The organism is Streptomyces sp. NPDC107546 (assembly GCF_055639175.1).
Map to the genome: position 1 here is coordinate 33760 of NZ_JBVKBA010000043.1, position 11522 is coordinate 45281.

General features: G+C 70.3%; 7 protein-coding genes and 1 pseudogene. 4 read left to right on the top strand and 4 right to left on the bottom strand.

The window, feature by feature from the left end:
- Positions 1-122: 122 nt before the first annotated feature.
- Positions 123-1400 carry an extracellular solute-binding protein gene (locus ACZ7L1_RS35175; protein WP_471443238.1) on the bottom strand — a complete coding sequence of 426 codons (1278 nt, stop codon included), beginning with the start codon at positions 1398-1400 and terminating at the stop codon, positions 123-125.
- A 47-nt stretch (positions 1401-1447) separates the two neighbouring features.
- Positions 1448-2575: a PfkB family carbohydrate kinase gene (locus tag ACZ7L1_RS35180; RefSeq protein WP_471443240.1), complete on the bottom strand. Its 1128-nt coding sequence runs from the start codon at positions 2573-2575 to the stop codon at positions 1448-1450.
- Between the two features lie 129 nt (positions 2576-2704).
- Here ACZ7L1_RS35180 and ACZ7L1_RS35185 point away from each other — a divergent pair, with 129 nt between their 5' ends.
- The 4 genes from ACZ7L1_RS35185 (at position 2705) to ACZ7L1_RS35200 (ending at position 9174) form a co-directional block, all read left to right on the top strand.
- Complete coding sequence (locus ACZ7L1_RS35185; protein ID WP_471443242.1) at positions 2705-3469, top strand: DeoR/GlpR family DNA-binding transcription regulator; 765 nt, start codon at positions 2705-2707, stop codon at positions 3467-3469.
- Positions 3466-4803, top strand: coding sequence for a 6-phospho-beta-glucosidase (locus tag ACZ7L1_RS35190; RefSeq protein WP_471443244.1), 1338 nt, complete (start codon positions 3466-3468; stop codon positions 4801-4803). The genes ACZ7L1_RS35185 and ACZ7L1_RS35190 overlap by 4 nt, the downstream gene beginning before the upstream one ends.
- A gap of 72 nt (positions 4804-4875) precedes the next feature.
- Positions 4876-7920: an alpha-mannosidase gene (locus ACZ7L1_RS35195; protein WP_471443246.1), complete on the top strand. Its 3045-nt coding sequence runs from the start codon at positions 4876-4878 to the stop codon at positions 7918-7920.
- A 3-nt stretch (positions 7921-7923) separates the two neighbouring features.
- Positions 7924-9174 (top strand): alpha-L-fucosidase, encoded by a 1251-nt coding sequence (locus ACZ7L1_RS35200; RefSeq protein WP_471443248.1) that lies wholly within the window; start codon positions 7924-7926, stop codon positions 9172-9174.
- A 58-nt stretch (positions 9175-9232) separates the two neighbouring features.
- On the opposite strand, the gene ACZ7L1_RS35205 is transcribed toward ACZ7L1_RS35200, so the two are convergent.
- A complete protein-coding gene (locus ACZ7L1_RS35205) occupies positions 9233-10918 on the bottom strand; it encodes a carbohydrate binding domain-containing protein (RefSeq protein ID WP_471443250.1) in 1686 nt (561 codons plus the stop codon).
- A 161-nt stretch (positions 10919-11079) separates the two neighbouring features.
- Positions 11080-11363, bottom strand: a pseudogene (locus ACZ7L1_RS35210) (zinc-binding dehydrogenase); the annotation flags it as partial.
- Positions 11364-11522: the final 159 nt, after the last annotated feature.

An 11522-nucleotide genomic window follows, 5' to 3' on the forward strand; every position in this document is an offset into this window, starting at 1 on the left:
CGCGCCGCCTGGGCCGAACGGTGCTCGCGGGCGTGGCGCGCCGCGGGCGGAACCGGGCCGGGCCCGGCCCGGCACGGTGCTCGGGCACCGTGGCGGGGCCGGTGACCGGAGGTGACGACACCTCAGTTCACCCCCTGTCGCCGGGCGATCTGCTTGGCCTGGCTGACCGCGTCCTTCCAGGCGTCGTCGGGCTTCTTGCCCTTGGCCTCGATGTTGGTCAGTTCCGTCATGTAGGGGGCCATGACGGCGGCGTCGGCGGGCGCCTCGTAGCTGTCCGGGATGGCCTTCGCGGCCGGGCCGAAGACCTCGATGATCTTCTGCCCGCCGAAGAAGGCGTCGGGGCCCGTCATGGCCGGCATCGCGTACGCGGCCGGGGTGGCGGGGAAGATGGCGGCGTCGGTGAAGCCGCGGGCGTCGTTGGCCGGGCTGAGGATCCAGCTGATGATCTTGAAAGCCTCTTCGGGGTTGCGGCACTGCTTGGGCAGCGCCAGGTAGGAGCCGCCCTGGTTGGCCGGTCCACCGGGCATCGCGCACACCCGCCACTTGCCCTTGGTGCCCGGGGCGGCCTGCTCGATGTCCAGCGCGTGCCAGGCCGCGCCGAGTTCGGTGGTCAGGCTCTTGCCGATGGCGGCGTTCCAGGTGTTGTCGTTGATCTTGGCGTCGAGGCCGAGGGTGTAGGGGCGCACCGCCGTGGTCCACGCGGTGCGGATGTGGTCCTGGTCGCCGATGAAGTGGTTGTTCTTGTCGATGAACCGCTGAGTGCCCTGGCCGACGGCCATGTTGAACACCCCGCTGATGTTGTTGACCAGGAAGGTGCCGGGCAGCTTCCCCTTCAGCTCGGTGCCGAGCGCGAAGTAGCCCTCCCACGTCTTGGCCTGGGCGGCGACCTTGTCGGGGTCGGCGGGCAGCCCGGCCTTGGCGAACAGGTCCGCGCGGTAGAAGAGGGCGGTGGGACCGATGTCGATCGGGAAGCCGATCTGCTTGCCGTCGGTGGTCTGGGCGAGCTTGGTCTTCCAGTCCAGGTACTGGGACGAGATCTTCTTGAAGCCCAGGTCGTTGAGGTCGAGGAAGCGGCCGGCGTTGGGCAGGAAGGACGCCATGTCCTCGCCCTTGATGCCGGTGATGTCGGGCACGGAGGTGCCCGCCGCGAGGGTGGTGGTGAGCTTCTGCTTGAAGTCGCCGCCGATGGAGGAGACGGTCAGCTTGACCTGGCTGCCGAAGTGCGTCTTGGCCTCCGCGACCACCTTGTCGCTGAGTGCGCCGCCCCAGTACCACAAGGTGAGGTCCTTGCCGTTCTTGGTGCCGCTCGATCCTGAGCCACCGCCGCATGCGACGGTCAGGCCGGACGCGGCCGCGGTGAGCGCGGCGGCCTGGAGGAAGCCTCTACGAGAAAGGTCCACGGGTCACTCCTGTTGTTCCTGTTCGTGGTACTGAGGGGCGTTGAGAGTCAGTGCCGCCGCGCGGAAGCCCGTGGTCCGACGGGCGGGTGAGGGATCGGCGGGGTGAGGGGGGCGTGGCGCACGGGTGGGCCGACGTCCGCCGGGAGGCGGTCCGCCAGGAAGCCGTACGCCTGCTTGAGGTCGGGGTCGGTCAGGGAGCGCCACCAGCGGTCGACGCCGTACCAGCCGGGGGCCGCGAGGGCTCCGCCATGGTGCTGTACGGACAGGCCGGCGGCCAGCACGGCGAACCGCAGCCGTTCCTGAAGCGGCCAGCCGCCGAGCGAGGCGGCGACGAAGCTCGCGCCGAACACGTCGCCGGCGCCCGTGGCGTCCAGTACGTCGACGTCGAGGGCCGGGGCCTCGGCGTACTCGCCCGTCGTCTGGTCGACGGCTATGGCGCCCTCGCCGCCCCGCGTGACCACGACGACCGGCACCAGCTCGGAGAGCGTGCCGAGCGCCGCGACCGCGCTGTCGGTGCGGGTGTAGGCCATCGCCTCGATCTCGTTGGGGAGGAAGGCGTGACACAGGGAGAGCTGGTCGAGCAGGTCCCGGGACCACCGCCGGGTGGGGTCCCAGCCGACGTCGGCGTAGATCTGGGTGCCGTTCGCGGCGGCCTTGGCGAGCCAGGCGCGGGGCTCGGCCTCGAGGTGCACCAGGGCGGTGCGCGCCTCGGGCACCTCACCCATCAGCTCGTCCTGCGTGTACGGGGGCTCCTGGCCGTGCGTGACCAGGGCCCGGTCGGCGATGGGGGTCCCCCCTGCTCGTGGCGGTCCCCCCGCTCGAGCGAAGCCGAGAGTGGGGGAGGAGCCGAGCGCTTGGGGGAGCGCGAGCGAGACGGTGACGGGGGTGGGCCAGCCGTTCGCGGTGCGGGAGAGCGAGAGGTCGATGTGTTCCTGGTCGCCGATGACGTCCCGGCAGTACGCGCCGTAGAAGTCGTCGCCGAAGACCGTGGCCAGGGAGGTCCTCAGGCCGAAGCGGGCGGCGGCCACCGCGAGGTTCGCGATGCCGCCCGGGCCGCAGCCCATGCCCGCCGTCCAGATCTCCTCGCCCGGCGTCGGTGCCTTGCCCAGGCCCGTGAGGACGAGGTCGTAGAAGAGCAGCCCGGTCAACAGCACCTCGGGCCGGTCGTCGTCCACCGCGTGGGTCCTCTCGTCAGAACTGCTCAAACTCGGTGCACGGAATCGTGCGCTCCTCGACGAGATTGGTCAATACTCAAGCAGAAGTGAGCATAGAAATGATTGAAGATGACGAGTAGTGTTCGCGGCGTGCTGGCAGAACGACGACACCAACTCATCCTGCGGGTCCTGCGCTCCGGGGGGCCCGCGTCAGTGACCGACCTCTCCGAGCAGCTCGGCGTGAGCCCGGCCACCATCCGGCGCGACCTCGTCAAGCTGGAGGAGGACGGCCTGCTCACGCGGGTGCACGGCGGGGCGGTCGTCGAGGAGGGCGACCAGCCCTTCGCCGAGGTCGCTGAGGTGCGGGTGTCCGAGAAGGACGCGATAGCCGCGCATGCCGCCGAGATGATCACGGACGGACAGTCGGTGCTGCTCGACATCGGCACCACCGCCTACCGCCTGGCCCGCCAGCTGCACGGCCGCCGGCTCACCGTGATCACCAGCAACCTCGTCGTCTACGAGGAGCTCGCCGACGACGAGGGCATCGAGCTGGTGCTGCTCGGCGGCATGGTCCGCCGCGAGTACCGCTCGCTGGTCGGCTTCCTGACCGAGGACAACCTGCGCCAGCTCCACGCGGACTGGCTCTTCCTCGGCACCAGCGGGGTCCGGCCCGGCGGACAGGTGATGGACACGACGGTCGTCGAGGTACCGGTCAAGCGAGCCATGATCAAGGCGAGCGACAGGGTCGTCCTGCTCGCCGACTCGGCCAAGTTCCCGGGTACGGGTATGGCGAAGGTCTGCGGTCCCGAGGACCTGGATGTGGTGGTTTCGGACGCGCCGGTCAATGCGGCGACCCGCTCCTCGCTGGACGAGGCGGGCGTCGAGGTGATCGTGGCAGGAAAGGTGCAAGCGTGAAGCTGACGATTCTGGGCGGTGGCGGCTTCCGCGTCCCGCTCGTGTACGGGGCGCTCCTGACGGACCGCGCCGAGGGCCGCGTCACCCGGGTCGTGCTGCACGACCTGGACGCGGGCCGGCTCTCGGCCGTGACCCGGGTCCTGGCCGAGCAGGCCACGGGGGTGCCCGACGCGCCCGAGGTGAGCGCCACGACCGATCTCGACGAGGCCCTGCGCGGCGCCGACTTCGTCTTCTCCGCGATCCGCGTCGGCGGCCTCGAGGGCAGGGCGAACGACGAGCGCGTGGCCCTCGAGGAGGGTGTCCTCGGCCAGGAGACGGTCGGCGCCGGGGGCATCGCCTACGGGCTGCGCACGGTCCCCGTCGCCGTCGACATCGCCCGGCGGGTGGCCCGGCTCGCCCCCGACGCCTGGGTCATCAACTTCACCAACCCGGCGGGCCTCGTCACGGAGGCCATGTCCCGCCACCTCGGCGACCGCGTCATCGGCATCTGCGACTCACCGGTCGGCCTCGGTCGCCGTATCGCCCGGGTGCTCGGCGCGAACCCGAGGGAGGCGTGGATCGACTACGTCGGCCTCAACCACCTCGGCTGGGTCCGCGGCCTGCGCATCGCCGGCCGCGACGAGCTCCCGCGCCTGCTCGCCGACCCCGACCTGCTCGGCTCCTTCGAGGAGGGCAAGCTCTTCGGGACGGAGTGGCTGCAGTCGCTGGGCGCGATCCCCAACGAGTATCTGCACTACTACTACTTCAACCGCGAGGCCGTCCGCGCCTACCAGCACGCCGAGAAGACCCGCGGCGCCTTCCTGCGCGACCAGCAGGCGCACTTCTACGAACAGGTCGCGCGGCCGGACGCCTCCGCCCTTCAGGCCTGGGAACGCACCCGCGCCGAGCGGGAGGCGACCTACATGGCCGAGAACCGCGAGAGCGCGGGCGCCGGCGAGCGCGAGGCGGACGACCTGTCCGGCGGCTACGAGAAGGTCGCGCTCGCCCTGATGCGGGCCATCGCGCGCGACGAGCGCACGACCCTGATCCTCAACGTCCGCAACCGCGGCACCCTGTCCGTCCTCGACACCGAGGCCGTGATCGAGGTCCCGTGCCTGGTCGACGCGAACGGTGCGCACCCGGTGGCCGTCGACCCGCTGCCGGGGCACGCGACCGGACTGGTCTGCGCGGTCAAGGCGGTGGAGCGCGAGGTGCTCGCCGCCGCCGAGTCCGGCGACCGCGCGACGGCCGTGAAGGCGTTCGCCCTGCATCCGCTGGTCGACTCCGTGAACGTGGCCCGCAGGCTGGTCGAGGGCTACACGGCGGTCCATCCTGGGCTCGCGTACCTTAAGTGAGCACCTGGGAGCAAGCGCTTTCTCCCTCCCCTGCCTCCCTCTCTAGCCTCCCGCTCACCCTGGAGACACCACATGCACGACGAACGCCGCCGGATCGAGGAGCGCGTCCAGCGCCTGCACGACCAGCGCATCAAGACCGCGATCTACGCCGCCACGGTTCCCCTCGAGGTGGAGGCCTGGCAGGCCCCGGGGGAGCCGGTCCCGTTCGCCGAGGCCGCCGCCGCGTCGTACGCGCCCTTCGCGATGGGCACCCCCTGGGGCCCGCCGTGGGGCACCACCTGGTTCCGCATGCGCGGGCAGGTGCCCCCGGAGTGGGCCGGCCGGCGCGTCGAGGCCGTCATCGACCTCGGCTTCGTGGGCGACTGGCCCGGCAACCAGGCGGAGGCCCTGGTGCACCTGACCGACGGCCGGCCGCTGAAGGCCGTCAACCCGCTCAACCAGTACGTCCCGATCGCCCACCCGGCCGTCGGCGGCGAGGAGATCCACTACCTGGTCGAGGCCGCCTCCAACCCGGACATCCTCGCGAACGACTTCGCGGCCCCCACCCCGCTCGGCGATGTGCTCACAGCCGGGGACAAGCCGCTCTACACCTTCCAGCGCGCCGACATCGCCATCCTCGACGAGGACGTCTGGCACCTCGACCTCGACGTCCAGGTGCTGCGCGAGCTGATGCTGGAGCTCGGCGAGCACGACCCGCGCCGGCACGAGATCATGCACGCCCTCGACCGGGCGATGGACCTGCTCGACCTGGACGACATCTCCGGCTCGGCCACCTCCGTGCGCGAGGCGCTGAAGCCCGTCCTCGCCAAGCCCGCGCACGCCAGCGCGCACATCGTCTCCGGCGTCGGCCACGCGCACATCGACTCCGCCTGGCTGTGGCCGATCCGCGAGACCAAGCGCAAGACCTCCCGCACCTTCTCCAACGTCACGTCCCTGGCCGACGAGTACGAGGAGTTCGTCTTCGCCTGCTCCCAGGCCCAGCAGTACGAGTGGGTGCGCGACAACTACCCGCACGTGTGGGCCCGTATCCAGGAGTCGGTGAAGAAGGGCCAGTGGGCGCCGGTCGGCGGCATGTGGGTGGAGGCCGACGGCAACCTGCCCGGCGGCGAGGCCCTGGCCCGCCAGCTCATCCACGGCAAGCGGTTCTTCATCGAGCACTTCGGCATCGAGACCAAGGGCGTGTGGCTGCCGGACTCCTTCGGCTACACCGCGGCCTACCCGCAGCTCGCCAGGCTCGCCGGCAACGAGTGGTTCCTCACCCAGAAGATCTCCTGGAACCAGACCAACAGGTTCCCCCACCACACCTTCTGGTGGGAGGGCATCGACGGCACTCGTATCTTCACCCACTTCCCGCCGGTCGACACCTACAACGCCCGCTTCAGCGGCGAGGAGATGGCCCGGGCGGTGCGCAACTACTCGGAGAAGGGCGGCGCGACGCGCTCGCTGGCTCCCTTCGGCTGGGGCGACGGCGGCGGCGGCCCCACCCGCGAGATCATGGAACGGGCGCGGCGGCTGAAGAACCTGGAGGGCTCCGCCAGGGTCGAGGTCGAACACCCCGACGCGTTCTTCGCCAAGGCCCGCGAGGAGTACCCGGACGCCCCGGTGTGGGTGGGCGAGCTGTACCTGGAGCTGCACCGGGCCACCTACACCTCCCAGGCCCGCACCAAGCAGGGCAACCGGCGCAGCGAACACCGGCTGCGCGAGGCCGAGCTGTGGGCGACGACGGCCGCGCTGCACGCGCCGGGCTACGCGTACCCGTACGCGAAGCTCGACCGGCTGTGGAAGACGGTCCTGCTGCACCAGTTCCACGACATCCTGCCGGGCTCCTCGATCGCCTGGGTGCACCGCGAGGCCGAGGCCGAGTACGCCCGCGTCGCCCAGGAGCTGGAGGAGCTGACGGCGCAGGCGGTGGCCGCGCTGGGCGCCGGCGGCAGCCGTGTCTTCAACACCAGCCCCTTCGACCGCGCCGAGGTCGTCCGCACGACCACGGGCGCCCCGGCCTACGCCGAGGTGCCGGCGAACGGCAGCGCGCCCGTCGCCGTCGCCGACCCGCCGCAGCCGGTCACGGTGAGCGGCCTCGTGCTCGACAACGGCCTCGTGCGCGTCGAGGTGGCGCAGGACGGCACGCTGGCCTCCGTACGCGACCTGCGGGCCGGTGGCCGTGAGGTCCTCGCCGACAAGGGCAATCTGCTCCGCCTGCACACCGACCTCCCCAACTACTGGGACGCCTGGGACGTCGACAAGCACTACAAGAACCGCTACACGGATCTGCTGGACGCCGACTCCGTGACGGTCGTCGAGGAGGACCCGCTGCTCGGCGCGATCCGCGTGGAGCGGAGCTTCGGCAAGGGGTCGAAGATCACGCAGACGATCACGCTCCGCGCCGGCAGTCCCCGTATCGACTTCGAGACGGACATCGACTGGCACGAGGCGGAGAAGTTCCTCAAGGCGGGCTTCCCGGTCGACATCCGCGCCCCGCACTCCTCCGCGGAGATCCAGTTCGGCCACATCCAGCGGCCCACCCACACCAACACCAGCTGGGAGGCGGCCCGTTTCGAGGTCTCCGGCCACCGCTGGGTGCACATCGCCGAGCCCGGCTACGGCGTCGCGGTCATCAACGACTCGACGTACGGCCACGACGTCTCCCGCACGGTCCGCGAGGACGGCGGTACGACCACCACGGTCCGCCTCAGCCTGGTCCGCGCCCCGCGCGTCCCGGACCCTGGCGCCGATCAGGGCCGCCACCGCTTCACGTACTCCCTCCTCCCGGGCGCGACCATCGATGACGCGGTCGCCGAGGGCTACGCCCTCAATCTCCCCCTCCGGGTGGCCGAGGCGGCGGGCGCGCCGGAACCGGTCGTCTCCGTGGACGGCGAGGGCGTGACCGTGGAGGCGGTGAAGCTCGCCGACGACGAGTCCGGTGACGTCGTCGTACGGCTCTACGAGTCCCGCGGCGGCCGTGCCGAGGGCGTGCTGCGCACGGGCTTCCCGCTCGCCGGCGCCCAGGTGACAGACCTGCTGGAGCGTCCGCTGGAGCACGCCGAGCTCGTCGACGGCGGTGTCCCCGTCACCCTTCGGCCCTTCCAGATCGTGACGCTCCGTCTGCGGAGGGGCTGACCCGTGGCCATGCAACCCTGGTTCACCGACGCCAAGTTGGGGATCTTCGTGCACTGGGGCATCTACGCCGTCGACGGCGTCCAGGAGTCCTGGTCGTTCTACGACGACATCGTGCCGCACGATCAGTACATGTCCCAGCTGGAGCGTTTCACCGGCGCCAACTACGACCCGAAGGCGTGGGCGGACCTGTTCGCCCGCGCCGGCACCAAGTACGCCGTGCTGACGAGCCGTCACCATGACGGAGTTGCCCTGTGGGACACGCGGTACGGCGACCTGAACCTCGGCAAGGACTACATCGGCCCGTACGCAGAGGCCCTGCGTGAGCGGGGGCTCAAGGTCGGCCTCTACTACTCCCACTCCGACTGGAACCACCCCGACTACGCCTCCACGCGCAAGCCGGGCCGCCCGCCGGAGCTGGAGGACAACCGCTACTCCGAGGTGGCGGCCGAGGACGAGGACCTTGAGGCCTGGGAACGGTTCATCGCCTACCGGGACGGCCAGATCGAGGAGTTGGCCTCCCGCTACCGTCCCGATCTGATGTGGTTCGACGGCGAGTGGGACCGCAGCGAGGAGCAGTGGCGCATCCCCGAACTCGCCGCGCTCATCCGCAGTCACGTGCCCCACGTCGTCTTCAACGCCCGCATGCTCAGCGAGGGCGACTACGCCACCCCGGAGCAGGGTGCTCCCATCGTTCCGCCGGAGGGCCCCTGGGAGCTGTGCCTGACGATCAACGACTCGTGGGGCTACCAGCACCACGACCACAACCACAAGTCGCTGTCCCAGCTGATCCGCTACTTCACCGAGACCATCGGCTCAGGCGGTAACCTGCTCCTGGACGTCGGCCCGCGGGAGGACGGCACCATCCCGCAGCCCCAGGTGGAGCGTCTGGAAGGCCTGGGGGAGTGGATCCGCAGGCATGCGGAGGCGGTGTACGGAACGGTGCGCGGCCTCCCGGCCGGTCACCACTACGGCCCCAGCACCCTCGCCGCCGACCGCCGCACCCTTTACCTGACCCTGTTCGACATTCCGCGCGCCGAGATCGGCGTCCGGGGCCTCGCCACACCGGTCCGCAAGGTCACCGTGCTCGGCACCGGCACCGAACTCGGCCACCGGGTCGTCGGGGGACTGCACGAGGCGGTCGGTGTGCTGTGGATCGACCCGCCGTCCGTGGCCGACCTGGACCCGTACGCCACCGTCCTCGCGGTCGAGCTGGACGGCGAGCTGGAGCTGTACCGGGGCTCGGGCCGCTTCTGACGGTCAGGGGGGTGCCCACGTGCCGGGCACCCCCCTTTCCCGTTCCTGGCTTCCTCGCTCAGCCGGTGAAGCCGGCCGTGACCGAGGTGAACTGCCAGTTGTTCTGGCTGATGCCGGAGCAGTTGCTCACCACGCCCCCGCCCGGGCACGGCCGGTCGCGGTTGACCGACCAGAAGGCGAGACGGGCGATGTGGTGGGAGTTGGCCCAGTCCTTGACCTGGGTCCAGATCGCCGGGGTCGTGTTCTCCTGCTGGTCGGACAGGCCGTTCATGCCGGAGATGCCGATGTGGGAGTACGCGGTGGCGTCGTCCCAGCCGAAGGTCGACTTCAGCTTGGCCTTCAGGCCCTCGGCCGCGTTCACGGTGTTGCCGTACATGTCGGAGCCGCCGCCGAAGTCGAAGGGCATGATGGTGAAGACGTCTATGTTGGCGCCGAGTGACTGCGCCTGCTCTATGAGGCGGTTGCCGTAGTACGTCGGGCCGGTGGTGGAGGTCCCGAAGGTGACGATGGTCTTCAGGCCGGGGTTGTTGGCCTTGACCGTCCTCAGGGCGGTGAGGATCTTCGCCTGGACGGCCTCGTTCTCGAACTCGTCGGTGTTCTCGATGTCCATGTCGATCGCCTTGAGCGAGTAGGCGTCGATTACCTTCTGCAGGGCCCCGGCGAGCGCGCTCGCCGAGGAGCAGTTGGCGCCGAGCTTGCTGCCCTGCCAGCCGCCGAACGACGGGACGATGTCACCGCCGCCGGAGCGGACGGCGTTGATGGCGGTCTGGTCGGCACCGCCGGTCAGCGGCCTGCTGCCGTCCCAGGCGGGGTTGCAGCCACCGGAGTCCAGCACGAAGGCCATGGTGAACCACTTGATGCCCGTCGCGCTCATCACCGTCGTCGGACTCGGCGGGTCGCCCCAGCCCTCGTACAGGTAGGGCGCGGCCTGCTTGAAGCCGGTGCCGCCACCGGTGCCCGCGTCCGTGGTGACGGTCACGGAGTTGGAGGCCGCGGAGGTGTTCCCGGCCGCGTCCCGCGCCTTCACGGTGAAGGTGTAGGAGGTGCTGGGCGACAACCCGCCGACCGTGGCGGTCGTACCGGAGGCGCTGAGCACCTGGCTCGAGCCGCTGTAGATGTCGTACGCCGTCACACCGACGTTGTCCGTCGAGGCGTTCCACTTCAGCGACACGCTCGAGGACGACTTGCCCGTGGAGGTCAGTCCGCTGGGAGCGGTCGGCGCCTGCGTGTCCGAGCCGCCACCTCCGCCGGGGCCGTCGAGGCTGATGTCGTCGGCGTAGTAGGGGCCCTGGGCGTACCAGCCGTGAACGTAGATCGTGGCACTGGTCTGCGAGGCACCCGTGGTGAAGGACACCGAGAGCTGGCTGTAGGCCGACGGGGACGTCGTCCACGTGGAGGCGCCGCCGTCGACGCCGAGGTAGACGTAGCTGCCCCGCACCCAGCCTTGAAGCGTGTACGTCGTGTTCGGGTTCACCGCCACGGTCTGGCTGCACTGGGCGTTGTCACTCGAACTCACCGCACCCTGAAGGGCCTTGGACCCCCCGTGCACGGGCGAGGAGACGACCGAGCCGAGGTTCCCGGTGCAGGACCAGGGGGAGAGGGAACCGGATTCGAAGCCGGGGTTGGTCAGGATGTTGGCCGCCTGGGCCGTGCCCGGAAGGGCGACGGCTCCACCGACCGCCAGAGCGGCGGAACCGAGCAGAGCGAGGAGTCGGCGTCTGGAACGCCTGAGTGTGGTGCGCACGCGATCTCCCTGGAGGACGTGGGGTGTTCGGGAGTGGCAGGGACATGCGAAACGATGCGCAACCCAAGTTGGTATGGACCAATCCGCGTGTCAAGGAGAATGACGGAATTGGTCCATACCGGTGGGTGGAGAAACCCCGGGCTCGCGCGCACTGCGCTGAGCTACGGAGTCAGCACGATCCTGCCGAACACCTCGCCGGCGTCCATCTTCCGGTGCGCCGGCACGGCTTGCTCCAGCGGCAGCAGCTCGTCTCGTGCACCACCGTCTGCAGTTCGCCGCGGCTCGCGGCAGCGAACTGCTCGGTCCTCACAGCACGTCGATCGGGTTCACTCACGGTGTCGGCGCTGAAGGTGGCGAACGATGTCGACTTCCAAAACGCTGCCATCAGGCTCGTGGCGAAGTCGGCCGGCGGCTGACCGCCGACCACGCCGACGGTCACCATCCTTGATCTTGCGTGGGTATCCCCGGCTTCAGCCGGGTATCCCCGGCTTCAGCCGGGGAGGGAAATACATCCTCGGCTCGGAGGCGCGCAGCGCCGGAGTTCGCTGCGCGGCTTCGGTGACGGTCAGATGGGTCGTTTCTGGCCCTCGATGTACTGGCGGAC